Consider the following 24,857-nt stretch of genomic DNA (forward strand, 5'->3'; position numbering starts at 1 on the left):
GAAATGAACCCTATGTCGGATATTCCGGTGGGGCATTTCGGGACGGCCGGGCCCTGGGCACTCGGCACTAGGCCCGGTCACCCGCCCGGCACCGGGCTCGGCCGATGACCCGTCGCGGTCAGTAGCGCAGCACTCCGGCGATGCCCTCGGCGTCGCCCAGCGTGCCGTCCGGGACGAAGCGGACCTGCGCGCCGGTGTCCAGGCACTGCTCGACGATCTCGTCCACGATGTCGTCGCGGGCGTCCAGATCGTCGGTGTCGGCCGGGACCAGATGGTCGCCGCCGTCGTCGCGCACGGTCACGCGGTAGTTCTCCTCGACGGCCAGCAGCCGGACCCGGCCCGCGGTCGCGTTCTGCCAGACCTCGTCGACGCCTGCCGCGAACGCCCGTCGGCCCTTTGCCGTTTCGAGTTCCCGCGCCACGGTGTCGGCGCTCCTGCGGTCCTCGGCCGTGACCAGAGGGCTGACCGCCTGCCACACGGCGTCGGCGTTCGCGTGCGCGAGACCGCCGTGCGCGACGTGGACGGCGTCCTTGGTGACGGTGCCGACCTCGTCGAGAAGGGAGAGCGCGGCCTGCTCGCCGGTGACGTACACCGGTCGAGTGTCGCCGCGCAGGACACCGGCGAGGGCGGTGTCGCCGTCCCGCAGGAAGTGGCGGGTCCGCTCGTCGCGGAAGGTGCTCGGCAGGTCGCCGATGCGTTCCTTGCGCTCGGCGTCCGGGTCCTCCAGGCTGCGCGTGAGCGGGAAGCCGGCCGCCTCGGTCTCGACGACATGTCCCCCGCCGCCGCTCCACAGGGAGATCCGGTCAGCGGAGACGGCCAGTACCCAGAACGGGCGCTCGGCGGCCTGCGCGGCGACGAGGTTGCGGGTCAGGAAGGTGTCCGAGAGGACGACGCGCTCCGGCACGGTCCGGGCCAGCGACCACACCTGGTGCTCCCCGGGTGCGGCGAAGATCGCGAGACCGTCCTCGGCGTGGGCCAGATCGACCTCCGCGAGTGCCTGCTCCAGCTGCCCGACGACGTCCATCCGCCGCTCACGGGTGACCGCGGGGTCGGATTCCAGCTGCTTCTTCGCCTCGGCCAGGACGTTGCGCAGCCGCACGGGATCCTGCGCGTTGTCGGGCTCGCGGCGATGGGTCGGAGTGAGCACCGACACGGCCGGATAGGGCCGCGGGCGGCGCAGTTCGGTGAGTGTGGTGGGGCTCAGAACATGCTCCATAGATGCACCATATGACCGAATGGGCGAACGGGCATGCGGAGGGACCGGGTCGGGCGAACGGGGCGAGGCGGACGCCGAGGCCCTCACGTTCCTCACTCCTCCGCCCCGCACGAGCTCCCGTCGGGCGGCAGCGAGCCGTACAGCAGGAAGTCGTCGACCTTGCGGTGCACGCACTTGGAGGACCCGTAACCGGTGTGGCCCTCGCCCTTGTTGTCGAGGACGACCGCCGACGAGCCGAGCCGGGCCGCGGTCTCCGTGGTCCAGCGGTACGGGGTCGCGGGGTCGCCGCGGGTGCCGACGAGGAGCAGCTTCGGGGTGTCGACGTCGCGGACCTCCTCGCGGATGTAGGTGGTGCCCTTCGGGCGGCCGTAACACATCAGGACCTGGGTGAGGCGGTACTGGCCGAAGACCGGTGACGCGGCCTGGTACTCGGCGCGCAGTCGGTCGAGGTCCTCGGTGATCTGGTCCGCGGTGGGCCGGTCCGGATCGTCGGCGCAGTTGACGGCCATCAGCGCGGCCGGGAGGTTGTCGAAGGGAATGTCGCCCTCGTCGACCAGGTCGCCCTCCCCGTCATCGGCGAGCCCGCCGTCGCCGGGAACCGTGATGCCGCCGGGCAGGGAGACACCGCCGCCGGCGAAGCGCATGATGCCCCGGGTGTCGCCGTCCTGGACCAGCGAGGTCAGCGCCTGCGAGAGAGCCGGCCACAGCTCCTTGCTGTAGAGGGCCTGAACGATCGCACCCACCAGATCCTGACCGGAGAACGGTTCGCCGAAGTCCCCCGGCACCGGGTCCTCGTCCAGCGACTCGACCAGCCGGACCACGTCCTGCCGGGCGGTGCGCGTGTCCTGTCCGAACGCGCAGTTGATGTCCTCGGTGCACCAGTCGAGGAAGCCCTCAAGAGCTGTCTGCTGGCCCTGGGCGCCGACGATGCCCTGTTCGCTCAGTGGTTCGGTGAGGGTGTCCACGCCGTCGAGCACCAACCGGCCCGTCTTCTTGGGGAACTGGGCCGCGTACACCGCGCCCAGCCGCGTGCCGTACGAGAAGCCGAGGTAGTTGAGCTTCTTGTCGCCGAGGGCCGCGCGCAGCACGTCGAGGTCGCGCGAGGCGTTGACCGTGCCTATGTGGGACAGCACGGGCCCGGAGTGCTCGGCGCACTCGGCGGCGGCCCTGCGCAGGAGGTCGAGAGCGGCCCGCGGGTCGTCGCTGTCGTCCGCGTCGGGATCCGCCTCGTCCACGGCCTCGCCCGTCCCCTCGCCACAGCTGACCGGGGAGCTTCTGCCGACGCCGCGCGGGTCGAAGGTCACCACGTCGTAGCCGTCGGTCAGACCCATGAAGTCCTCGCCACCCGCGGCGAGTTCGCTGACTCCGGGCCCGCCGGGGCCGCCGAAGTTCAGCACCACCGAACCCCTGGACTTTCCCGTCGCCCGGACACGGGCCAGGGCGAGGTCGAGTGTTCCGTCGGCCGGTTTCGCGTAGTCGACCGGGACGGTCGCCTTCCCGCACTGCAGGTCCTTGGGCAGGGCGTCGCCCTCGCAGGCGGACCACTTGATCCGCTGGTCGTAGAAGCGGGACAGATCGGGACGGTCGGTGTCCGCCGCGGCGACCGACTGCAGTCCCGCTCCCAGCAGGGCCAGTGTCACGGCGCCGGTGAACGCGCGGCGTTGATGCGTGGACAGCATGAAGGCCTCCCGGAACGCCCGGCGCGCAGCCGGGATTCCCCCTCGATCACGATAAGGGGGCGCCCCCGTGCACGCCTCCGGGCGGGCGGACCTGCGCCTGAGGCCTTACTCTGCGGGCCGCGCGCCCCACGGCGCGGTGTCACGGCAGCGCGCCGGACAGTTCGACTGGGGCACCGCCCGTTGGGGTGAAAAATCGGCAACCCACTAACCCGCATCGCCCACCGGCGTTTTATCCGGTGCGGGTGAGTGCCCGCGACCATGTCTGGAAGGCAGGGAACCTATGAAACGGGTTGCCCGAAATGGTTTGATCATCGCGGCCGCCGCCTCCGGCGCCGTGGCCGTGACGATGCCGGTGTACGCGGACTCCGCGGCGGACGGTGGCACGGCCCACTCGCCGGGGGTGATCTCCGGCAATACCATTCAGCTCCCGGTGCACGTTCCGGTGAACGTGTGCGGGAACACGGTGAACGTGGTCGGACTCCTCAACCCCGCAGCGGGCAACCGCTGCGCGAACGAGGGCGGCCACAGCAAGGGCGGCGACGGCAAGGGCGGTGCCCATGAGGGTTCCGCGGGTGCGGTCGCCGAGGGAGGGGCAAAGGATTCACCGGGTGTGATCTCCGGCAACGGCATCCAACTCCCGGTCCAGCTCCCCGTGAACGTCACCGGCAACTCGGTGAGCGTCGTCGGCATCGGCAACCCCGCTGTCGGCAACGAGTCCACGAACACCTCCCGGGAGCGGCCGCACCACCCGGACAAGCCGGTGTCGCCCCCCGCCCCGAAGCCGGTGGAGCCGCCGAAGAAGCCGGAGCGACCGGCGAAGCCGGCCAAGCCGGTCGTGGAGCCCGAGGCGCCGCGGGCCGTGCCGCAGGAGCCCGGAGCGTCCCTCGCCCAGACCGGCACGGACCTGATGGGCCCGACGGTCGCGGCCAGCGCCGCGCTGATGCTGGGCGGCGCCGCGCTGTACCGGCGCTTCCGGACGGCTGTCACGCCCCGGTCCGGGCATGCCGGTGCGGGTGGTCCGGGGTCCGCGGACGGCTCCTGACCGGAGTCCGCGGTCGGTCCGCCGGGCTCGCGGCCGGTCGTGGGCCCGAGCCCGTGACCGTACGTCGACCCGGCCCACCCGGCGGTCTGCGGTCGCCCCCTTGGACCGGGCCCGCGGACGTGGTCCCGGTCGCGGACGGACCCGTACCCACGGTCGTCCGCGCACCGCCCCCTCGGCAGTGCGCTGAATCGCGTCACGGCAGTACACCGCGTCGATTCTCAGCCGAGTGACACCTCCGAGGACGGAAGACCCCACCGGGCACACCAACCGGTGGGGTCTCCCTCTGACAGCGCCCGCACGCCCTCATGCCCCGCGCATGCCCGTCATGCCCGGCACGCCGCTCAAACCTCGGCACGCCCCTTACGGCCCGGCACACCCCTCACGGCCCGGCGCTCAGGAATCGGCCGGGGCCACGTCCTCGCGCAGCACGCTGTACCGCACCCCGTCCCGCCACCGCCCATCGCGGAACCCCACACTCCGCAGCACGCCCTCGCGGGTGAACCCCGCCTTCTCCAGGGCCCGTTGCTCGGCGATGTTCTCCACCTCGGTGTCCGCCTCGATCCGGACCACCTGCGTATGCGCGAACAGGTACTCGACCAGCAGCCGCTGCGCCCGCGTACCCACCCCCTTGCCGCGGGCCTCCCGCAGCAGGGCGATCCCCATGTTCCAGTAGTACGAAGTGCGTGTGGCGACGATCTTGCGCCAGGCCACGAACCCCACCGCTTCCCCGTCGAGCGCCACGATCAGATGGCCCGCCTCGTCCGTGATCAGGCCGGTCTCGGCCCACTGCCGTCGCCAGCGTCCGGTGTCCCACCAGCCGTACCACTGGAAGGGGGCGGATTCCTCGGGGCCGGTCAGGAACCGCTCCATCACGGTCAGGTCGTCCTCGCCCACCGGGCGCAGTGTCACAAGATCCATGAACGGCCACCCTAGGCGCGGCCACCGGCCCTGTACTCCCTCCTGCGCATGACACTGGCTCATTGCCGCGCCACACACCTCGGCCATCGGGAAGGATGCTGCGCGGATGCGGCCGATCACCTTGCTCCGCTTGCTGTGTTCGGCCCGCCTTCGATCTCTTCCGACGAATGGAGCGCACAGATGACCCGTCCGAGCCCCGAAGGTCTCGTCGTCACGCAGGCCTCGCTCGACGACTGGCCGGTGATCAAGGGGTGGGCGGCGGACGAGGGGTGGGATCCGGGGGATTCGGACGGCGCGTGCTTCTTCACCCAGGATCCCGAGGGGTTCTTCCTCGGCAGGATCGACGGGGAGCCGGTCTCCGCGATCTCCGTCGTCAACTACAGCGCCGACTACGCCTTCCTGGGCTGCTATCTCGTACGTCCCGATCTGCGGGGGTGTGGCTACGGCCTCACCACCTGGAAGACGGCCCTCGCCCATGTCGGCGGCCGGACCGTCGGACTCGACGGCGTGGTCGCCCAGCAGGGCAACTACCGTCAGTCGGGGTTCGAACTCGCCTACAAGACCTTCCGGTTCGGAGGCGTCCCGGCCGCGGGGGAGTCCGCCGGATCCGGCGTCCGGGCCGCCGAGGCGGCGGACCTCGACGCGATCACGGCCTACGACAGCGCCTGTTACCCCGCCGACCGGCCGGCCTTTGTGGAGCGCTGGCTCACCGAGCCAGGCCACCGCGCCCTGGTCCGGATCGTCGACGGGCGGCTCACCGGCTACAGCGTGATCCGGCCCGCGCTCACCTCGCTGCGCATCGGACCGCTGTTCGCCGACACCGCCGAGGACGCCCGCGCCCTCTTCGCCGCCCTGGCCGCCGAGGCCGACGGCCGCCCGGTCTCCGTCGACGTCCCCGAAACGAGTGCGGCGGGCGTCGCCCTGGCCGAGGAGTACGGTCTGACCCCGTCGTTCGAGACCGCCCGGATGTACACCGGGCCCGTCCGCCCGTACGCCACGGACCGGGTCTTCGGCGTCACGACACTCGAACTGGGCTAGCCGGACGGGCGTCTGTCGGCCGTCGGGGTCTCGGCGCGGTGGCTGAACATCCATGCCATGCGGGGCTCGACGACGAACCGGAACAAGGAGCGGACCGGGCCCGAGCACAGCACCGTGATGAGCCCCACGGCGGCGGCCGTGACGACCAGTTCGCCGAGCGGGGTGCGTACCCATGCGTGGTCGTACCAGTCCCAGAAGCGGGAGGCCTTGATGACGAAGCCGTGCAGCAGATAGCCGTACATCGTCCCGGCGCCCAGAGCGGTGCACCACAGGTGCCGGCCCGGTACCCACGCCAGGAAGCAGCCGGTCAGGACCAGCGCGAGCAGGAACAGCGCCGGGGTCGTGAACAGCCCCGCCCAGGCCGGCGCACCCTGGCCCGTGACGCTGCCCCGGTGGTAGAACCATCCGGCACTGAACCAGGGCGCCACCGCGTAAGCCGCGGCGAGCGCCACCGTGGCGACCGGCAGTGCGATCAGCCGTACGCGCCAGGTGCGCAGCCGCTCGAAGTGCTCGGCGCGCAGCGTCAGTCCGAGTACGAAGAACGGCAGGAAGCCCAGGATCCGCTGGATGGAGATGTCCCCGCCCAGGTCGGGTGAGACGGCGGCCAGCACGGCGAAACCCAGCGCGACCGGCACCGGGTGGCGCAGCGCCAGCCAGATCGGGGTCGTCAGCCGCCAGACGAACAGCGCGACCAGGAACCACATCACGTACCAGGGATCCAGCAGGCTCAGCGGATAGCCCGGATCGTCCTGCGCCCAGCGGTAGAAGAGCGTGTAGGCGGTCTCGAAGACGAAGTACGGCACGACGACGGTCGTCAGAAGCCGGCGCACCCGGCCCGGTGCCATGTCGAAACTCCGGGAGAAAAAGCCGGAGATGAGCGCGAACGCCGGCATGTGGAAGGCGTACACCGTCAGATACGCCGCCGTCGCGGCTCTGCTGCCGTGGGTCAGCGGCTCCCACGCGTGACCGCAGGCCACCAGCACGATGGTGAGGTACTTCGCGTTGTCGAAATACGGGTCCCTGCGGGCGGACGCCGGCTTGGCCCGTTTTTCCGGCAGGCGTTCCCGCAGGGCTACGGGCGCGGGGGCCGGTAAATCTTGCGACACCACATCTCCTGGCCTCGGGGCGGGGAACCGATCCGTCCCGCCTGCCCCCTCTCGTACGGCTCAGTCGTCGCGTACGTTCGCTCCCCGCGCGGACAGTCGTTCGAAAGCGGCCTCCATGGCGCCCGGCAGCCGGTCCGGCTCGGCGTCCGTCAGGGCGACGGCGGCCTCGTAGCAGGCCTGGCAGACGGCGGCGGCGAGCACGGCCGTCTCCCGGTCGGCCCCGTGGCGCTCCAGCACCTTGATCGCCGCGTACGCGTACGCGCGCTGCTTCAGCAGGCTGCGGGCGAGCAGCGCGGGATCCCCGTTGATCAGCCGCTCGCGGTCGGCCAGCCATCTGGTGTGCTCGGCGATGCTGCCCAGCAGTCCCCTCAGGCCCGCGCGGCCCGCGTCCAGGGCGCGGTCGAGCGAGGCGCCGATCGGGGCGAGGGCGGCGGCAGTGTCGTCCAGGGCCGAGACGAGGGCCTCGCGGTGCTGGTCCTCGTCCGCGAAGAGCACTTCCTGCTTGTCGGTGAAGTAGCGGAAGAAGGTCGTCCGGCCGACTTCGGCGCGGCGGGCGATGTCGGTGACCGTGACCGCCTCGAAGCCGTGCTCGACGAAGAGCTCCATGGCCGCGTCGATCAGGGCTCCACGGGTCCGTAGCCGCTTGCGCTCCCGGAGAGGGATCTCGTCGTCGCTGCTCAGCGGCTTGCCGTTGTCCATGGGGCCAGGATATCGGGCCGCGGGGTACCCGATCCATAATGGTATCGAGTACCGTTTGGTATCGAGAACCTATTTCCCTCCGCGGGGGATCCGTTCTCCGTCTTCGCGTGCCTCACCTCCTCTCCCACGGCCGGAGCAAGCCATGTCTGTCATCCCTTCTCCCGGAACCGTCCTCCTCACCGGCGCGGGCCGCGGTCTCGGGCGCGCCACCGCCCTGACGCTCCTGCGTGACCGTCCCGACCTGCATCTCCTCGTCGCCGTCCGCTCGGATCCGGACGGACTCGCGGCGCGGCTGGCCGCCGAGACCGGCTCATCGCGGGTGCACGGCGTCCTCTGTGACCTCGGCTCACTCGACTCCGTACGCCAAGCGACGGACTCCATAAGGGAGTTGCTCGACTCCGGGGACCTCCCGCCGCTGCGTGCCGTGGTGGCGAACGCGGGCACGCAGGCCGTCACCGCCACGGACCGGACTGCCGACGGCTTCGAAGTCACCTTCGGCACCAACGTTCTGGGGCACCATCTGCTGATCCGACGGCTTCAGGACCGGCTGACGGTGCCGGGGCGCATCGTCCTCGTCGGCAGCGGCACGCACTTCGGGGACTTCCGGCACACCTGGGGGCTGACTCCGCCGCCGCGCACGGCCCCGGTCGCCGAACTGGCGCTGCCCTGGACGACCCCGGACGCCGACACCGTCAAGGCGGGCCGGTCCGCGTACGCGGCGAGCAAGCTGGCCACCGTGCACCTCGCCCACGAGCTGGACCGCCGCACCCCCGAGGGCATCGGCGTCTACACCTTCGACCCCGGTCTGATGCCGGGCACCGGCCTCGCCCGCGAGGCGGGACCGCTGGACCGCCTCGCCTGGAACAGCCTGCTGCACCTCACCCGGGTCCACCCCAGCTCGACCAACCCGCGCGCGTCCGGCCGCAAACTCGCCCAGGCGGCCGTCGGCGTGCCGGTCGCCCCGTCCGGGAGCTATCTCGACCGCGGGCGTCCCGTCCGGTCCTCGCCCGCGTCGTACGACCCCGCCCGTGAGACCGAGCTCTGGGAGGAGCTGGAACGGCTGGTCGCCGCCAAGGGGGCCTATCCCTCCGCGTGATGGAACCGCCGGTGCAGGGCCCGCACCTCGTCGGCGAGTTCCGGGACCGGCCCCTCGACGAGCACGCCGGGTGCCACCTCCCGGATCGGCAGCGGACGGACCGGGGCAGCGGCGACGCCCAACTCTCCCAGCCAGGAGGACAGTTGCTCGGACGACGCCACGTACACGATGCGGCCGAGGCCCACCCAGGCGTGCGCCGCCGCGCACATCGGGCAGTGTTCGCCGGAGGTGTAGACGGTCGCGGCGGCCCTCTCTTCCGGCGTCAGATGCGCCGCGGACCAGCGGGCCAGTTCGAATTCCGGGTGGCGGGTGCGGTCACCGGAGGCCACCCGGTTGTGGTCCTCGGCCAGGACCGTGCCGTCCGCGCCCACGAGGACCGACCCGAACGGCTCGTCACCGGAGTCCAGGGCCTCGGTCGCGAGCTCCAGACAGCGGCGCAGATGCTTCAGCTCGGCTTCACTCACCATGCCGTACCAGCCCTCCTGTTGACCTTGGACCGACCGTACTCAACTCCGTACCGCGCCGCGAGGGAAAGGCGTGCCCGCGCCCGGCTGCCACGATCGCGAGCGTGACCGTGACCAGCAGGAACGTCGTCCAGGGGAGGGCGTCGGCGCCCGAGCTCTCCAGGATCAGACCGCCCGTGAGGGAACCGGCCGCGATGCCCGCGTTGTAGACCGTGGCCTGCAGCGAGGTGGCCACATCGGCGTTCGCGGGACCCGAGGCGTCGACGAGCGCGGTCTGGATGAGCGTCGGCGCGCCGCCGAACGCCATGCCCCACAGGGCGACCGCGACCAGGAGCACCGGTTCATGACCGGCGTACGTGCCCAGCGCGAGCATCGCGGACGCCAGCAGGGCGAGCGCACCGAGCAGGGTCCGGCGCGGATGCCGGTCGATCAGCAGCCCGGTGAGCCAGATCCCGACGACGGTCGCGAGACCGAACACCAGCAGCACCAGCCCCGTACGGCCGAAACCCGAGTGCTCCGAGAACGGTGCCACGTACGTGTACATCACCTGATGGCCGACGAGCAGCGTCAGTGTGACGGACAGAACCGTGCCGATGCCGGGCAGCGCGGCGACGCGGGGCAACGGCACGCGCTCGCCCCGCGCCTCACCGGGAAGGCCCGGCACCCGGCGTCGTATCCACACCACGAGCAGCACCGCCAGCAGTGCCGGGACGGCGAAGGCCGCTCGCCAGCCGAGTGCGTCGGCCAGCGCCGTGCCCGCGGGGAGCCCCAGGGAGAGCGCGAGCGTGATGCCGGCAAGCACGATCGCGATGGCCCGGCCGCGTCGCTCGGCGGGCACCATCCGGGCCGCGTACCCGACGAGCATCGCCCACAGCGTCCCGCCCATCGCCCCGGCCACGAGCCGCGCCGCGAACGTCAGCCCGTAGGACGACGACAGCGCCGTGACGGCGTTGGCGGCCGCGAAACCGAGCAGCGCGCCGATGAGCACCAGCCGCCGCGGCAGTCCGCGCAGCACGGCGGTGAGCGGGATCGCGGCGAGGAACGACGCGACCGCGTAGCCCGTCACCAGGAAGCCCACCCGCGCCTCGGAGACCCCGAGGTCCGGTGCCATCCGCGGCAGCAGACCCGCCGGAAGGAGCTCCGTCAGTACGGCGGTGAAGGCGGCCGTGGACAGGGCGAGGAGCCCCGAGAGGGGCAGACCGGGCCCAGCGGGCGTGGGCGTGGGCTTGGATGTGGGTTCGGGCTTGGACGGGGGCGTGCCGGGCCCTTCGGTGATCGGTGCGGTCGTCATACGGCCCATGGTGAAACGTTCACATCAGTGTGAGGGCAAGCCCGCCGTCTTCGGGGACGGGCGGCCGAGGCCGACTCCGTCGCGAGGCTCCCGGGACCCGTCGGCGGGCTACTCCCGGGGAGGTAGGGGCGACAGCTCCACGCGTACGACGACACGGCAGGAGCGCCTTCCGAGGATGGTGACAACCATCTGGAAGGAGCCTTCCGTGCGCTCTGCCCCGCCCTCTCGCCTGCGTTCCCTGACCGTGCTCACGGCTGTCCTGTTACCGGCGCTGGCACTGTCCGGCACCTCGGCCGGTGCGACGCCCGACGGCCAAGGACACAAACCCGTGCGGCTGTCCGGAGCCAGTCCGTTCGCCGGCTGCGCCCCCGGAGCGCTCGACGGCAAGATGGCCGACGGCGCCATCGAGCCGCAGCTCGCCGCCGACCCGGGCGACCCCCGTCGTATCGCGGCGGTGTGGCCGCAGGACCGTCAGCGCGGCGTGGTGCTGGCCGTCACGCGGGACGGCGGAACGTCCTGGAAACGCACCGTCGTTCCACACCTGACCCGGTGCTCGGGAGGCCGCTACGACTACGTCGACGAACCCGCCGTGACGTTCACCGCGGACGGCGCGCTGCTGGTCACCGGCGGTCTCGCCATGGCCGACGGCTCCGCGAGCGCGAGCTTGTCGATACGTTCCGACGACGGCGGCCGGACCTGGACACGCCCCGCGGTGATCATCGAGGAGACCGATCCGGCGAGGGGCGGAGTCGCCTCTGGCCCGGCGGTCGTGGACCCGCGCGATCCGAACGTGCTGTACGTCGTCACCCCGCGCTTCCCGGCCGCCGAGCGGACCCGCAACGACGCCTGGATCAGCCGCAGTACGGACGGCGGTCGCAGCTGGCAGCCGCCCACCCTGGTCGTGGACGCCGGCGACAGGCACCTCGTCTCCGGCCATCGGCTGACCGTGCTCGACGACGGCACGCTGGTGGACGTCCACACTCTGGTCCGCTTCGGCGAGGGTCCGATCACCGGTCGGCTCACCCTCCAGGCCGTACGGTCCACCGACGGCGGCCGGACCTGGTCCGCGCCCGTGAAGGTGGCCGACCTGCGCACCAAGTTCCTGTTCCAGGACCCCGAGTCCGGTGAACAGGTCTCGCACACCACCAGCCTGCTCTCCGACACCGCCGTCGATCGCCGCACCGGGCGCATCCATGTGGCCTGGCAGGACTCGCGGTTCACCGACGGCGCCGTCGACTCCGTGGCCATGGCCGCCTCCGACGACGGTGGCCGCACCTGGTCCGCGCCGGTGAAGGTGAACCGCACGCCGACCGGCATCCCGCTGCCCAACCAGCATTCATTCACTGTCGCGTTGGCGGTCGGCGACGACGGCACGGTCGCCGTCTCCCACTCCGATTTCCGGCACAACGACACGGGTGCACCGCTACTGACGGACCGTTGGCTGGCGCGCTGCCGTCCGCAACCCGCCGACTGCACGAGCGATGCGGCGACCTGGCGGGAGACTCGGCTGACCCCGAGGTCGTACGACATGCGCCGGGCGCCGCGGATTCCCGACGAGGCCAGTCCGCGCGGCTACTTCCTGGGCGAACGCATGGGGTTGGTCGCCAACGGGCGCGGGTTCAGCGCGGCGTGGGCCGTACCGGACGCCCCGGGCAGGGCTGCCGTGCACGCCTCGACGTCTTGACGGGAGTAACAGCCCTCTCTATCGTCACGACCGCTCATTCGTAAAGTGCCGCGAAACTTTCGGGCATGCCTGCCTGTTCGAGGCCCGGCCTCCCTTGTCGGAGGCCGGGCCTCGACGGCCCCCGGCAGGGGTGCCAACCCTTCCTCCGGACGACGAGGAGCCGCACATGGAACGCCTGACTGTTCGCAAGAGACTCGCCGCGTTACTCACCGGAGCCCTCCTGCTGGGAGCCGCTCTCACTTCCCCCGCCTCTGCCCAGGCGCCTGAACCAGTCACCTGGACCGGGACCTGGGGCACGGCTCCCACAACCGTCCCCAGGGCGGACACCACGGCCTTCCACGACCAGACGATCCGCCAGATCGTGCACACCAGCATCGCCGGATCCGCCCTGCGCATCCGCCTCTCGAACGAGTTCGGCAAGCAGCCGCTGGAGATCGGCGAAGTGCACGTCGCCCGTCGCGCGCCAGGTACGGACGAGCCGACCATCGACCCCGCCACGGACCGCCGACTGACCTTCTCGGGCAAGTCCTCGGTCTCGATCCCCGCCGGGGCGCCCGCCCTCAGTGACCCCGTCACGCTTCGCGTGCCCGCGCGTTCCGATCTCGTCGTGAGCCTCCACCTCCCCGAGAGCACTCCGGGATCGACGGTCAACTCCTTCGCCGCGCAGCGCAGTTACACAGCGGCGGGCAATGTGACGGGCGAGACCAGGATCGAGCCCCAATCCGTCACGGAACGCTGGTACTTCCTGACCGGAGTGAGCGTCCGAGCCGCCCCCACAGGGCCTACGGCCGCGGGGTCTTCGGCCGCAGTGGCCAGGCCCACAGGGCCCTCCGGCACGGGCAAGGCGTCGGCCGCCGTCGCGCTCGGCGACTCCATCACGGCCGACACCACCCTCGGCACCAACCACCGCTGGACCGACTACCTCGCCCAGCGCCTCCAGGGCCCTGGCGGCCCCAGCCGTCCCGTCGGCGTCCTCAACAAGGGCATCAGCGGCAACCGCCTGCTCCATGACCCCAACCCGCCGGCCGGTCACCCAGCGGAGGCGTATGCCGCGTACTTCGGTGAGAGCGGACTCAAACGCTTCGACCGTGATGTGGCAGCCCAGCCAGGAGTCCGCCATGTCCTCGTCCTGCTCGGCGTGAACGACCTGGGCCACCCCGGAATCATCGCCCCGCTCTCCGAGAAGGTGACCGGACAGGATCTGATCGACGGCCACCGGCAGCTCATCGCCCGCGCCCACGAGCGCGGACTGCGGATCTACGGAGCCACCATCACGCCGTTCAAGAACGACACGCTCGGCTTCTACACGCCCGAGAACGCGGAGGCGCGCCGGACCTTCAACGACTGGCTGCGCACGAGCGGCGAGTACGACGGTGTGATCGACTTCGACGCCGCGCTGCGGGACCCGGCCGATCCCGAGCGACTCCTCGCCGCCTACGACAGCGGCGACCACCTGCACACCAACGACGCGGGCCGGGAGGCGATGGCGCGAGCGGTGCCGCTGCGCTTCTTCAAGTGACCACCGGCACCGGCAGCGCAGCGTGGCGTCCGAATCCCGCCAGCATCCGTGATCGGGACACCCCAGTATGAGGAGTGGAACGAGAGCGGATGAAAGGGAGGCCACGATGACCGCCTTTACGACGATCGACAGCCCGCTGGGCGAACTGCTACTGGTCGGTGAAGAGACCCTGGACGGCGTCACGCTGACGTCCCTGTCCATGCCGGGGCAGCGCAACGCCCCTGCTGTGAGGCCCGGTCGGCGGCGCGACCCTGACCGCTTCGCGGACGTCGCCCGGCAGCTGACCTCCTATTTCGGCGGTGAACTCACCGAGTTCGACATCGAGTTCACCCCGAGCGGCACGGACTTCCAGCAGCGCGTGTGGCATGCGCTGGAGGAAATCCCGTACGGCACGTCGACCACGTACGGCGCGCTCGCCGAGCGGCTCGGTGTGCCCCGGGAAAGGATCCAGGCGCTGGGCGCGGCGATCGGAGCGAACCCCTTGCTGCTGGTGCGCCCCTGCCACCGGGTGATCGGCGCCGACGGCACCATGCGCGGTTACGCCGGCGGTGTGGAGCGCAAGGTCCGGCTCCTCACCCACGAGGGCGTCCTGCAGCCCACCCTCCTCTGACCCCTGAGGCACCTCTCACCATGAACCACACCACACACCCGGCGGCCCGGGTCGCGACGCAGGACTGGGCCGCCCTGGCCGACGAACTCGACGAGCACGGCAACGCGCTCACCGGACAGCTCCTCACCCCTGGGCAGTGCCACGAGATCGCCGCCCTGTACGACGAGGACGACCGGTTCCGCGCGACCATCGACATGGCCCGCCATCGCTTCGGCTCCGGCCAGTACCGCTACTTCACGCATGAACTTCCGGATGTCGTACGGGAGTTGCGCGAGGCTTTCTATCCGCGGCTCCTGCCCGTCGCCCGCGACTGGGCCGAGAGGCTGGGCCACCCCGCGCCCTGGCCCGACACGTTGGGGGAGTGGGTGGAGCGGTGCCATGCCGCCGGACAGTCCAAGTCCGCCCAGATCCTGTTGCGTTACGGGCCGGGCGACTGGAACGCCCTGCACCGGGACGTGTTCGGCGACCTGCTCTTCCCGCTCCAGGTCGTGATCGGTCTCGACGCCCCGGGAGCCGATTTCACGGGCGGCGAGTTCATCATGACCGAGCAGCGCCCGCGCGCCCAGTCCAGGGGATCGTCCACGACCCTGCCCCAGGGGCACGGCCTGATCTTCACCACCCGTGACCGGCCGGTGGCCTCCAGTCGGGGCTGGTCCACCGGGCCCATGCGGCACGGGGTGAGCACGGTCCGCTCCGGGCGGCGACGCACGCTGGGGCTGGTCTTCCACGAGGCCAAATGATCACCCGGTCGGCGGCCGGGACACCCACTCGCCCGAAACTCCGTTGCCCGCCCGTCCCACGGATGCTGGAGTGGCGTAATGGATCACGCAGCGGTACTGGCACTGTTCGACCGTGACATGCGCGAGGGCGCGCGCCCCTTCGGCCTCGACTCCGTGGTGGAGCGGGTCGGAGGGGTGGTGCGGCACGTCGGACCCGAGAAGGGCTGGAACGGGGTGCTCTGGTCCGACCTCTCGGAGGCCGACGCGGACGCGGCGATCGCCGAGCAGGTGCGCCATTTCACCAGCCTGGGCCTGGAGTTCGAGTGGAAGCTGTACGCGCACGACCGGCCGGTCGACCTGCCCCGAAGGCTGCGTGCGGCCGGCTTCACGGCCGAACCCGAGGAGACGCTGATGATCGCCGAGGTCGGCGAGCTGGACCTCGACCTCCGGCCGCCGCAGGGCATCGAGCTGCGGCCCGTCACCGACGCCGCGGGCGTCGACCTCGTGGCCGACGTCCATGAACAGGCCTTCTACGGCGCGGACAGCTCCCGGCTCCGGCACCTGCTGCTCACTCAGCTCGCCGAGGAGCCGGACACCGTGGTCGCCGTCGTGGCCCTCGCCGACGACGTGCCGGTGAGCTCGGCCCGTATGGAGCTCATCCCTGGCACACGGTTCGCGGGGCTGTGGGGCGGCGGCACGATCGAGGCCTGGCGAGGCCGGGGCATCTACCGCGCGCTGGTCGCCCACCGCGCCCGTATCGCCGCCGACCGCGGCTACCGCTACCTCCAGGTCGACGCCTCCGACGAGAGCCGCCCCATCCTCGAACGACTCGGCTTCTCCCGACTGACGACGACCACGCCGTACGTGCACCCGGCCTCGTAGCCGGGCCCGGGAGGGGCAAGTCACCGGGGCCCGGGCATGACAACGCCGCCTCACAGATCGAGTTGGTACTCCACCGCCCTGTGCGTCGGCAGATAGCCGAGCGTGTCGTTGATGCCGCGCATGTGCGCGTTGCTGTCGGCCGTGTCAGTGAGGAGGCCGCCGAGTTCCGGGTGGTGTTCGCGGGCCTGTCGGATGGACCGTGCCTTCATCCAGAGGCCGAGACCGTGGCCCCGGTGTTCGGGCAGCACTCCGGTCCCGTAGTGCTGTGCGTCCCCCCGGCCGTCGCCGGGCACGACGAGCTCGGAGAAGCCGACGACCGACCCGTCGGAGGTGTCCACCACGGCGACGGTGTGCAACAGTTCGCCCCGCTTGGCGATGGCCTCGGCGGCGGCGAGTACGCGCTCCACGTCCCAGACGACCGTGCCGTAGTCGGTGCCGTCCATCGGCATGTCGTCCATGGCCCGGCGCGAGTCGGCGAACGTACGGGCCAGTTCGGGCGCCACCGTGCCCTCCCAGTGGATCAACCGGTAGCCCTCGTGGGGCTGTTCGACGATCTCGTCGATCCGGTGGAGGTCGGCGTCGGCCAGCGGGAGCCGGGCATACGTCAGCGCCAGCACCCTGCGGAAACCGCGCGCCGTCAGGAAGAGGTCGCCGGGGGAACCCGCCTCTGCCTGGGCGAGGAGGGACCGGCGGCGCTCGTCGCGTGCCGCCGCGACGGCCGCGTCCAGGAGAGCGCCGCCGACACCGCGCCGGCGCTCCGTCCGGTGCACGGCGATCTCCAGCTCGGCGAGATGCTCCTGCCCCTCCTTGGTGAAGAGCCGCAGAAAGGCGGACCCGACCGGTGCCCCCTCGTCGTCGGACGCGAGCCAGGCCAGCCGGCGGCTCGACGCGCCGGGCAGGGGATCGGTGAGTGCGGTGATGCGGTGCGGCAAGGTGTCTCCGTCACGGTTGGGATGCGGTGCGGGCTGCGGGGGGAAACCCGCAGACGCTAGCCGTGACGGAGAACGACCTGCAACAGCTTTTCGTACTGCTCGTACTGCGACGCGCCATGCGGTTGACGGCGGACACCTCGTGGAGCCCCGGCGTGCGGTGCTCCGCGATCCGTCGTGCTCAGCGGCGCCCTGCCTTCGACCGGTCCAGGGCCGCGACACCGAGCGCCGCGAGTCCGATCTGGATCAGCCACTCGATCCAGTCCACTCCGTTGGTGTCGGACACGTCGAACGCGTTGGCCAGCGCCGAACCGATGAGCGCGGCCACGATGCCGACCGCGATCGTCCACAGAATGCCGATGCGCTGACGGCCCGGAACAACGAGCCGGCCCAGCACACCGATGATGATGCCGATCACGATGGCACTGATGATGCCCGAGATCTCCATCTCAGCCCCTCTTCGCCCCTCTTCGTCATACTCCTTACGTCTACAAGTGCCCCGTCGGCGAGAGTGCAGTCCGGGCGGTTTCCCTCAGCCGACGCCGTTTCCGGTCCAGCCGGTGACTCCCAGCACCTCGCGCGCGATGTCGATCACCTCGCGGTCGTCCGTGACCACCCGTACGGTGTCCGCGGGCGCCCGTTCCTCCAGCAGCCTGGCCTTGTGGGCGCTGCCCCGCAGCTCCTGTTCCAGCTCGGAGCCCAGCTCGCGCCCCTTCAGCCGCTTGGCGGCGGTGGCGTCGGAGGCGGTGAGGAGCACCCGTACGAGCCGTACGTCCTCGCCCATCGCCCGCTCGAACATGCCCGCGGCCTCGGTCAGCACGCTCACGGTGTTCGTGTAGATCAGGCGGCGGTGGCCGAGTTCGGCGAAGTTCCCCCACACCGCCGCCAGATTGCGTTCGGTGATCCCCGCCCGGTGCGGATCGTCCTCCGGCGCCGGATGCACCTGCCCCATGAAGTCGCCCTCCAGCACGGCGTGGGCGACCTGCGCCCGCCGCAGCCGGGCCGAGACCTCCCAGCCCACTGTCGACTTCCCGACACCCGCGCGCCCACCGATGAGCAGAACCTCCGCATGATCCATGGGAGCAGCCTGCCAGCCGGGAGCGGGCTCCCGCGATCGAGAACCGCCCGAAGGGTTACGCGGCGCCGCCGGTGAGGCTCCATGTCCGCAGGGTGATCTGCCGCCCCCGTGACGTCCGCAGGACGGGCTCGTCGTCGGTGAGCGTGAAGCCGGTGGACCGGGCCACCGCGATGCTGGCCGCGTTGCCCTCCTCGATGCACAGCACCACGCGCCGCGCTCCCGTGTGCCGCACGGCGTACTCGGAGAGGAGGCGGACTGCCCGGGAGGCCAGCCCCCGGCCCCGGTGGGCGGCTCCCACGCCGTAGGCGATCTCGACGTCCCTCTCGTCGGCCTTGCTGCGGAACAGCAGCGCCTCGCCCCGGGGCAGGACCCCGTCCGTGGTGATCGCGAGCTGCACCTTGCGTCCCTGCGCCCGCGCCTCCTGGGCCTCGGTGAGATAGACCTGTGCCGCCATCGTGTCGAAGGGCGAGGCCACCGGCGTCCAGCGGGCGATCTCGGGGTCGTCGTACACCTCGACCAGGGCGGGGATGTCCTCCTCGGACCATTCGCGCAGGTGAATACCCTCTCCTTCGAGCCGCAGGTACGGAGGCGGGGCGAGTGTCAGCGGGCTGTCCATGAGGCGATCCTGCCCGCGCGCCGACGGACGGCCAAGGGCGCGTGGGCGTCGCTCACCGCACGACGGAGCGCCCCAGATCGGCGAGCCCCTGGTCGGGAGCGGTCGCGCGGCGCACGGCCTCGCGGATCACCGACACGGGATCGTCCTGGTGGTAGATCCGCTCCGACGGCTCGATACCGTCCAGGAACTCCTGGTACCGCACCGCGTACGCGAGATGCGCGAGCGGCTCGGCGACGGCCAGGGCGCGGGCCGGATCGCTGCCCGGCACCTGCTCCAGCCACGCGTCCGCCCAGACCCGGGCGGCTCCCGCTCGCACGGCCTCGGGAAGGAACGCGTGCACGCGGAGCGCGTCCAGGACCGGGTTGCCCCAGTGCGCGTCGGCGAAGTCGACGACCACCGGCGGCCCGCCGTCGCTGCGCCAGTTGCCGGGATGGAAGTCGCCGTGCACGACCGTGTCAGGCAGCCCGCACTCGTCGAGCAGCCGCCAACGGTCCGTCAACTCCCGTGCCACGCCCAGCTCATGAGCGGTCAGCCCGCCGGAGACAGGGCCGTCGAGCAACTCCCGTACCCGCTCGGCGAAGACGGACGTACGACGGTCCGGCAGGCTCGCGGGCCGTTCCTCCGGCCGTACGGCGAGGGCGGCCTGGGCCGCGACGAAGCGCCGCACTCCGGAGGCGGCGGTGTCCGCGGAGGCCTTCCAGCAGTCCTCGCCGGGGATGTGTTCCATCAGGAGGCGCCCGTCGGCCGAGCCCAGGACGGTCGGGACCAGGCCCGGATCGACGCGGGCGAACGCGGCGATGACCTGCGCCTCGTCCGAGGCGAAGCGCGGAGTGGCCTTGAGCCAGACCGGACCCCTGTCGGTCGGCAGCCGGAAGAGCCCGGCCAGGTTCCATGTGCGGCGCTGTTCCACCGGCCCGGTCACCGGCCGGCCCGCCCCGGCCAGCGTGCGTGTCGACCAGTCGAGCAGTTCCCGGAGTCCGTCGATCCGCGCCCAGGGCGCCCGCAGCGGGTCGAGCCCGTACAACATCCCGGGATCCGCCGGGAGTTGGAGGAGCACACCCGGGCGGTCCAGGGCCTCGACGTGGTACGTCACATGGCCGTCACGGCCGCCCTCCCCACCGTCCACGGACAGCAGGCGGACCACCAACACCCGTACCCCGAGCGCCTGTTGCAGGCGCCGGACGACCGGCTCGACCTCGGACCACCACGGTACGTCGACGGAGAAGGGGCCGACGGCGCCGAGAAAGTCCTCACCCGACGTCACCCACGCGCTGAAAGTTCGGCTCACCGCGACAGTCTGAGCGAGCCGCCCGCCCGCGGCCAGCGAATATCGCCGGGGTACCCCGGATGGCAGACGGCACCGGACAGGGCGGCGGACACCGTCGTACGATTGACATGCAGGTAATTGCCTGCATAACGTTGAGTGTGCGATCGGACGAGGAACCAGAGCCGGAGGGCGGACCAGTGCCGGGTAGGGGCGCGGAGACGGACCAGGTCTTCAAAGCCCTGGCCGACGGGACACGCAGACGGCTGCTCGACAGGCTGCACGAGCACAGCGGACAGACGCTGGGAGAGCTGTGCGAGCACATCGACATGACCCGCCAGTCGGTCACCCAGCACCTGGCCGTCCTGGAGGCGGCCAACCTGGTCAGCACGGTGCGGCGCGGGCGGGAAAAGCTGCACTACCTCAACCCCGTACCGCTCCACGAGATCCAGGAGCGCTGGATCGACAAGTTCGAGCGCCCGCGCCTGCGCGCGCTCAGTGCGGTCAAACGACGAGCCGAGGAAGACATGAGCGACAAGCCGACATTCGTGTACGTCACCTACATCGCCAGCACGCCCGAGAAGGTCTGGGACGCGCTCACCGACGCCGACCTGACGGCCTCGTACTGGGGTCACAGCAACGTCTCCGAGGACTGGCGCCCAGGATCCCGGTGGGAGCACCGGCGCATCGACGGGTCGGGGATCGCCGACGTGGTCGGCACCGTCGTGGAGAGCGAGCGGCCCACCCGGCTGGTGGCCACCTGGGCCGCGCCCGAGGAAGAGGGCCAGGAGGACAAGTACTCCAGGGTCACCTACGACATCCGGCCGCACGGCGGGATCGTCCGGCTCACCGTCACCCATGAGGACCTGGCCGACGAGACCGCGGTCAAGGAGGTGTCGGCCGGCTGGCCCGCCGTCCTCGCCAACCTGAAGTCGCTCCTGGAGACCGGCAGCCCGCTGCCGCAGGAGCCGTGGCTGGTGCCGTAGCACCGACCGGCCCCGGGCCGGCGGGGCGGGCGGTCGCACATGCGTCGGCCGGCCCGCGGTGTGGGCGCGCGGACCGGCCGACGGTCCTCATCGGCGCAGACGTCCTGCTACGTCTGTGATGTGTTCTTCGCGGACGTGGCCGCGCATATGAACCCCAGCACCACGGCGAGAACGCCGATGATGATGTTGTTGAGCACGACACCCGCGTCGGGGCTCTCGCCGACGATCCACGGCGAGATGATCATCCACGTACCCATCGCGCACATGGCCCAGCTCAGGCCGTACATCCGGGTCGGGGTGGTGGTGAATCCGAGGGCCAGGACGCCTATCGCGATGCCCATGATGAGGTTGTGCGTCACGAGTGCGGGCTGGCTGGTCGTGTAGTGGAGTATCCACGGGGAGGTGGCGCAGTACAGACCGAGCAGGAACACCGGTCCGTCCACGAGCGCCACATCGCGACCACCGAGCATGCGGGCGTAGCGATCCCGCATTTCGGATACATCAGGGTGGCTGGCTATGTCACCTCTGGTGTTCGAGACGTTGGCCATGACTCGACTCCTTTGTCTCTGCAGGCCTGACCGCGACTGTGCGGTTTGCGGTAGACGCCGCGTATGTACATTCTGCTCTTATTTCTTCTTTATGTGTAGAGGTGGGCGGGCCGGAGGAGGCAGGAGTCGCGTAGTCCGTACGCAGACAGCGACGCAGCCGGTACAGCCCGCGTCGGGCATGGCTCTTGACCGTCCCCAGCGGCCAGCCGGTGCGCTGGGCGATCTGGGCCTGGGTGAGGTCCTCGTAGAACGTCAGCCGCAGGACACGCTGCTGGGCCGAGGGCAGCCTCGCCATCTCCCGCCGGATCAGGATCCGGTCCAGGACCGCTTCGGGTTGTGCGTCCGCGGGATCGCCGAGCACCAGGACGGATCCCGCCCGGGCGACGAGCTCCGCGTGGCGCGTCCTGGCCGCCAGGGCGTCGGCGATCCTGTGTCTGGTGATGCCCACGATCCAGGCCGCGACCGCGCCGCGTTCGGGCCGGTAACCGTGACGGCCGCGCCAGACCCCCAGGAAGACCTGCTGGGTGATGTCCTCGGCCTCCCTCGCGTCACCCAGCGCACGCCAGGCGAGCGTGTGGACCAGCGCGGACCACCTGTGGTGGACGGCGGCCAGAGTGGCCTCGTCGCCGTCGGCCAGACCGCGGGCCAACTCCTCGTCGGTGAGCGGCTCCTGGTTGCCGAACGACTCCTTCGAACGAACCCATGAGGGGGTGCCACTCTCCGCCGTGACCACCGGCGGTTCGGGCATCGCACGTCCGGTCATGACCATGGCTCCTCACGTCGCTGCCCCGGTGCGGTCATCGTCGGAGCCGGGCCCTGAGGTGATCAATGCGCATCGATTCTGCGTCGTATAGTCGGCCCATGTACGAGCCGACGGGCGGGCGGAACCGCCCGGACGACACCTCTTCCGAAGCGGTCGAGGCGGCCGGTACGGGCATGACGACCGGGACAGTGGCCCGTCGGCTCGGGGTGTCGCCGACCACGCTGCGCTCGTGGGACCGCCGCTACGGCCTGGGCCCCGCTGTCCGCGCCGACGGACGCCACCGCCGCTGGACGACCCGGGACGTCGCGATGCTGGAGGCGATGTGCCGGCTGACCTCAGCCGGAGTCCCGCCCGCCGAGGCGGCCCGCGCCGCGATGCAGGGGGCTGTCGACGAGAGGGCCGTCAACGCGGCGACTCGCAAAGCCCCGAAAGAGGGGGACGCCGCAGAGAAGGCCGTCAAGGAGACGATCGGCTCGTCCTTGCTCTCGCCCTCGCCTTCGCGCGACCGGACCGCCCACGAGCTCACACCCGCCGACGACCGGCCACCCACGGCGGGCCTGCCGCTTCCCGGCGACATCCGCAAGGAGTGCCGTGGACTGGCCCGGGCCGCTGTCCGGCTCGACGCCCCTGCCGTCGACGGCAGGTTGACCTCGGCCGTCGAGCGGTACGGCCTCACGGTGGCCTGGCAGGACGTGATGGTTCCGACGTTGCACGCCGTCGGCCGTAGATGGGAGTCGTCCGGCGACCGGTATGTCGAGGTCGAGCACCTGCTGTCCTGGCACATCTCCACCACGCTCCGCCGGGTCACCCCGTCCCCGCGACCGTGCACGCCGGAGACCGCCGCGGGGCCGGTGCTCCTGGCCTGCGTACCCGGAGAGCAGCACACCCTGCCACTGGAGGCGCTGAACGCCGGACTCGCCGAACACGGCCTGCCCACCCGGATGTTCGGCGCGGCCGTGCCGGCGGAGGCGCTCACCGCGGCGGTACGGCGCCTGGGGCCCTCGGCCGTCGTCCTGTGGGCCCAGGCACGCTCCACGGCGAGCGTCCCCCTGGCCCGCCACCTGGCCGCCACGCACTGGGGTGTGAAGGGAGCCCGCAGACATCCGACGCTCGTGCTGGGCGGCCCGGGATGGGCAGGGCGATCGGCGCAGGGCATGCTCCGGCCGCCGAGCCTGTATGACGCACTGGCAGTCCTCACAGCCCGCTACGAGAACAGCGTGCCGGGACCGGCGGGCTGACGGACTGGCGGATTGGCGGGCTGCTGGTCCGGCGGATTGGCAGGTCGGCGGTTTGGCGGACCGGCGGATCCTCAGGCCCGCCCGCGAGCATGTCTGAAACGGGCCAGTCCGTCCGCGAGTTCGACGATCGGACCGGGATAGTCGTAGGCGGCGCGGTCGAGCCCCTTGAGTTTCCACGGTTCGTGCACGGCCGCCCCGCCGAGCCCTTCGAGTTCGGGCACCCAGCGCCTGACGTACGTGCCGTCCGGGTCGTACCGCTTGCCCTGGAGGACCGGATTGAGGACCCGGTTGGGCCGGGTGTCGGTGCCGGTTCCCGCCACCCACTGCCAGTTGAGCTGGTTGTTGGCGATGTCGCCGTCCACCAGCAGTTCGAGGAAGTGACGGGCGCCGACCCGCCAGTCGACGTACAGCGTCTTCGTGAGGAAGCTCGCGGTCAGCAGGCGTCCCCGGTTGTGCATCCAGCCCTCGTACCGCAGCTGGCGCATGGCCGCGTCCACGACGGGATAGCCGGTCCGCCCCTCCTTCCAGGCATCGATGTCCTGCGCGGCCGACGTCTCGGACCGCCACAGATCGCGCCGGGTGCGGTAGTCCGCCGTCGCGGTGTCCGGCCGTGCGGCAAGCACCTGATGGTGGAAGTCCCGCCACGCGAGCTGCCGTACGAACGCCTCGGCGCCCGGCCCGCCCGTCTTCCGCGCCCGGTGGACGAGCTCGACGGGGGACAGCGTGCCGAAGTGCAGGTGCGGGGAGAGGTGCGAGGTGGCGTCCCCGGGCAGGTCGTCGTGGCGATCCTCGTACGAGCCGATCCCGCCCCGAACCCAGGCCGTCAGCCGCTTCCTGCCCTCCGTCTCGCCGCCTGCGGCCAGCCCCTCCGACAGCCCGGACAGATCCCCGCGCCCAGGAAGGGCCTCCGAACCGATGTCCTCGGGTACGCGCACGCTGCGGGGTGCGCCGAGCACATCACGCAAATGTTGGCGCGCCCAGTGGCGGAAGTACGGCGTGAAGACGGCGAAGTGGTCCGAGGAGGCCGGGGTCACGCTCCCCGGTGCCAGCGCCGTGATCACCGTGTCGTGGACGTGCAGCCGGCGCCCCTCCGACTCCAGGGCGATGCGCAGCCGCTCCTCGCGCCGGTGGGCGTAGGCGCTCGCACCGGCCGCCATGTGCACATCGTCGGCGTCCGTCTCCGTGACCACCCTGCACACCTGGTCGACGACATCGCCGGACCGGAGCACGAGGCGGCCGCCGCGCTCGCGCAGTCCCGCGTCGAGGTCCCGCAGACAGTCGGCGAGGAACGCCAGCCGGTTGGGAGCGGCGAATCCGGCCTCGTCGACGGCCCGGTCACGGACGAACAGGGGCACCACCGCGCTGGATCCGTCGAGCGCCGCTCGGAGCGGCGGATGATCGTGCAGTCGCAGGTCGGAGGTGAACAGCACGACCGAGACGTTCATGACATGACTCCGGAATTACGGGATGGG

24 protein-coding genes and 1 pseudogene are annotated in these 24,857 nt (G+C 71.3%); 10 read left to right on the top strand and 15 right to left on the bottom strand.

Annotation, left to right across the window (positions count from 1 at the left end; translation table 11 throughout):
* Nucleotides 1-118: 118 nt before the first annotated feature.
* Entirely contained in the window at nucleotides 119-1,216 is a 1,098-nt protein-coding gene (locus tag JEQ17_RS44415; protein ID WP_200400603.1) for a baeRF3 domain-containing protein, read from the bottom strand.
* A gap of 92 nt (nucleotides 1,217-1,308) precedes the next feature.
* The gene (locus JEQ17_RS44420) at nucleotides 1,309-2,895 is read right to left on the bottom strand and encodes an alpha/beta hydrolase (RefSeq protein WP_200400604.1); all 1,587 of its coding nucleotides are present in this window, start codon (nucleotides 2,893-2,895) and stop codon (nucleotides 1,309-1,311) included.
* Nucleotides 2,896-3,175: 280 nt separating this feature from the next.
* On the opposite strand from JEQ17_RS44420, the gene JEQ17_RS50755 reads away from it, so the two are divergent.
* A complete protein-coding gene (locus JEQ17_RS50755; RefSeq protein WP_200400605.1) occupies nucleotides 3,176-3,937 on the top strand; it encodes a chaplin in 762 nt (253 codons plus the stop codon).
* A 393-nt stretch (nucleotides 3,938-4,330) separates the two neighbouring features.
* On the opposite strand, the gene JEQ17_RS44430 is transcribed toward JEQ17_RS50755, so the two are convergent.
* Nucleotides 4,331-4,855: a GNAT family N-acetyltransferase gene (locus tag JEQ17_RS44430; protein WP_200400606.1), complete on the bottom strand. Its 525-nt coding sequence runs from the start codon at nucleotides 4,853-4,855 to the stop codon at nucleotides 4,331-4,333.
* Between the two features lie 180 nt (nucleotides 4,856-5,035).
* On the opposite strand from JEQ17_RS44430, the gene JEQ17_RS44435 reads away from it, so the two are divergent.
* Entirely contained in the window at nucleotides 5,036-5,893 is an 858-nt protein-coding gene (locus JEQ17_RS44435; protein WP_200400607.1) for a GNAT family N-acetyltransferase, read from the top strand.
* Here the strand turns inward: JEQ17_RS44435 and JEQ17_RS44440 are convergent.
* Together JEQ17_RS44440 and JEQ17_RS44445 are read right to left on the bottom strand one after the other, a co-directional pair.
* Entirely contained in the window at nucleotides 5,890-6,999 is a 1,110-nt protein-coding gene (locus JEQ17_RS44440) for an acyltransferase family protein (RefSeq protein WP_200400608.1), read from the bottom strand. The genes JEQ17_RS44435 and JEQ17_RS44440 overlap by 4 nt on opposite strands.
* A gap of 60 nt (nucleotides 7,000-7,059) precedes the next feature.
* Nucleotides 7,060-7,698: a TetR family transcriptional regulator gene (locus JEQ17_RS44445; RefSeq protein ID WP_200400609.1), complete on the bottom strand. Its 639-nt coding sequence runs from the start codon at nucleotides 7,696-7,698 to the stop codon at nucleotides 7,060-7,062.
* Nucleotides 7,699-7,840: 142 nt separating this feature from the next.
* Here JEQ17_RS44445 and JEQ17_RS44450 point away from each other — a divergent pair, with 142 nt between their 5' ends.
* The gene (locus JEQ17_RS44450; protein WP_200400610.1) at nucleotides 7,841-8,794 is read left to right on the top strand and encodes an SDR family NAD(P)-dependent oxidoreductase; all 954 of its coding nucleotides are present in this window, start codon (nucleotides 7,841-7,843) and stop codon (nucleotides 8,792-8,794) included.
* On the opposite strand, the gene JEQ17_RS44455 is transcribed toward JEQ17_RS44450, so the two are convergent.
* The gene (locus tag JEQ17_RS44455) at nucleotides 8,779-9,261 is read right to left on the bottom strand and encodes a nucleoside deaminase (RefSeq protein ID WP_200400611.1); all 483 of its coding nucleotides are present in this window, start codon (nucleotides 9,259-9,261) and stop codon (nucleotides 8,779-8,781) included. The genes JEQ17_RS44450 and JEQ17_RS44455 overlap by 16 nt on opposite strands.
* Entirely contained in the window at nucleotides 9,251-10,549 is a 1,299-nt protein-coding gene (locus tag JEQ17_RS44460; RefSeq protein ID WP_200400612.1) for an MFS transporter, read from the bottom strand. The genes JEQ17_RS44455 and JEQ17_RS44460 overlap by 11 nt, the downstream gene beginning before the upstream one ends.
* Nucleotides 10,550-10,754: 205 nt before the next feature.
* On the opposite strand from JEQ17_RS44460, the gene JEQ17_RS44465 reads away from it, so the two are divergent.
* The 5 genes from JEQ17_RS44465 (at nucleotide 10,755) to JEQ17_RS44485 (ending at nucleotide 15,963) form a co-directional block, all read left to right on the top strand.
* Entirely contained in the window at nucleotides 10,755-12,233 is a 1,479-nt protein-coding gene (locus JEQ17_RS44465) for a sialidase family protein (RefSeq protein WP_200400613.1), read from the top strand.
* Between the two features lie 166 nt (nucleotides 12,234-12,399).
* On the top strand, nucleotides 12,400-13,752 hold the full coding sequence (locus JEQ17_RS44470) for an SGNH/GDSL hydrolase family protein (RefSeq protein ID WP_200400614.1): 1,353 nt from the start codon (nucleotides 12,400-12,402) through the stop codon (nucleotides 13,750-13,752).
* A gap of 106 nt (nucleotides 13,753-13,858) precedes the next feature.
* Nucleotides 13,859-14,362, top strand: a complete 504-nt coding sequence (locus tag JEQ17_RS44475) for a methylated-DNA--[protein]-cysteine S-methyltransferase (protein ID WP_200400615.1) — start codon at nucleotides 13,859-13,861, stop codon at nucleotides 14,360-14,362.
* 20 nt (nucleotides 14,363-14,382) lie between these two features.
* The gene (locus JEQ17_RS44480) at nucleotides 14,383-15,102 is read left to right on the top strand and encodes a 2OG-Fe(II) oxygenase (RefSeq protein ID WP_200400616.1); all 720 of its coding nucleotides are present in this window, start codon (nucleotides 14,383-14,385) and stop codon (nucleotides 15,100-15,102) included.
* 78 nt (nucleotides 15,103-15,180) lie between these two features.
* Nucleotides 15,181-15,963: a GNAT family N-acetyltransferase gene (locus JEQ17_RS44485; RefSeq protein WP_200400617.1), complete on the top strand. Its 783-nt coding sequence runs from the start codon at nucleotides 15,181-15,183 to the stop codon at nucleotides 15,961-15,963.
* A gap of 50 nt (nucleotides 15,964-16,013) precedes the next feature.
* Here JEQ17_RS44485 and JEQ17_RS44490 read toward each other — a convergent pair whose 3' ends face one another.
* The 5 genes from JEQ17_RS44490 to JEQ17_RS44510 form a co-directional block, all read right to left on the bottom strand.
* Entirely contained in the window at nucleotides 16,014-16,895 is an 882-nt protein-coding gene (locus JEQ17_RS44490; protein WP_200400618.1) for a GNAT family N-acetyltransferase, read from the bottom strand.
* 178 nt (nucleotides 16,896-17,073) lie between these two features.
* Nucleotides 17,074-17,340, bottom strand: coding sequence for a GlsB/YeaQ/YmgE family stress response membrane protein (locus tag JEQ17_RS44495; RefSeq protein ID WP_200400619.1), 267 nt, complete (start codon nucleotides 17,338-17,340; stop codon nucleotides 17,074-17,076).
* Between the two features lie 84 nt (nucleotides 17,341-17,424).
* Nucleotides 17,425-17,970: an ATP-binding protein gene (locus JEQ17_RS44500; protein WP_200400620.1), complete on the bottom strand. Its 546-nt coding sequence runs from the start codon at nucleotides 17,968-17,970 to the stop codon at nucleotides 17,425-17,427.
* A 55-nt stretch (nucleotides 17,971-18,025) separates the two neighbouring features.
* Complete coding sequence (locus JEQ17_RS44505; RefSeq protein WP_200400621.1) at nucleotides 18,026-18,586, bottom strand: GNAT family N-acetyltransferase; 561 nt, start codon at nucleotides 18,584-18,586, stop codon at nucleotides 18,026-18,028.
* A 52-nt stretch (nucleotides 18,587-18,638) separates the two neighbouring features.
* Nucleotides 18,639-19,874, bottom strand: coding sequence for an aminoglycoside phosphotransferase family protein (locus JEQ17_RS44510; RefSeq protein WP_234048601.1), 1,236 nt, complete (start codon nucleotides 19,872-19,874; stop codon nucleotides 18,639-18,641).
* 176 nt (nucleotides 19,875-20,050) lie between these two features.
* On the opposite strand from JEQ17_RS44510, the gene JEQ17_RS44515 reads away from it, so the two are divergent.
* The gene (locus JEQ17_RS44515; protein WP_234048602.1) at nucleotides 20,051-20,836 is read left to right on the top strand and encodes an ArsR/SmtB family transcription factor; all 786 of its coding nucleotides are present in this window, start codon (nucleotides 20,051-20,053) and stop codon (nucleotides 20,834-20,836) included.
* Nucleotides 20,837-20,943: 107 nt separating this feature from the next.
* Here the strand turns inward: JEQ17_RS44515 and JEQ17_RS44520 are convergent, their stop codons facing one another.
* Together JEQ17_RS44520 and JEQ17_RS44525 are read right to left on the bottom strand one after the other, a co-directional pair.
* Nucleotides 20,944-21,384, bottom strand: coding sequence for an SPW repeat protein (locus JEQ17_RS44520; protein WP_200400623.1), 441 nt, complete (start codon nucleotides 21,382-21,384; stop codon nucleotides 20,944-20,946).
* 133 nt (nucleotides 21,385-21,517) lie between these two features.
* Nucleotides 21,518-22,132, bottom strand: a pseudogene (locus JEQ17_RS44525) (sigma-70 family RNA polymerase sigma factor); the annotation flags it as partial.
* A gap of 113 nt (nucleotides 22,133-22,245) precedes the next feature.
* On the opposite strand from JEQ17_RS44525, the gene JEQ17_RS44530 reads away from it, so the two are divergent.
* Entirely contained in the window at nucleotides 22,246-23,385 is a 1,140-nt protein-coding gene (locus JEQ17_RS44530) for a MerR family transcriptional regulator (protein WP_200400624.1), read from the top strand.
* A gap of 71 nt (nucleotides 23,386-23,456) precedes the next feature.
* Here JEQ17_RS44530 and JEQ17_RS44535 read toward each other — a convergent pair whose 3' ends face one another.
* On the bottom strand, nucleotides 23,457-24,830 hold the full coding sequence (locus tag JEQ17_RS44535) for a cryptochrome/photolyase family protein (protein WP_200400625.1): 1,374 nt from the start codon (nucleotides 24,828-24,830) through the stop codon (nucleotides 23,457-23,459).
* Between the last annotated feature and the right edge of the window lie 27 nt (nucleotides 24,831-24,857).

Source organism: Streptomyces liliifuscus (genome assembly GCF_016598615.1).
GTDB lineage: Bacteria > Actinomycetota > Actinomycetes > Streptomycetales > Streptomycetaceae > Streptomyces > Streptomyces liliifuscus.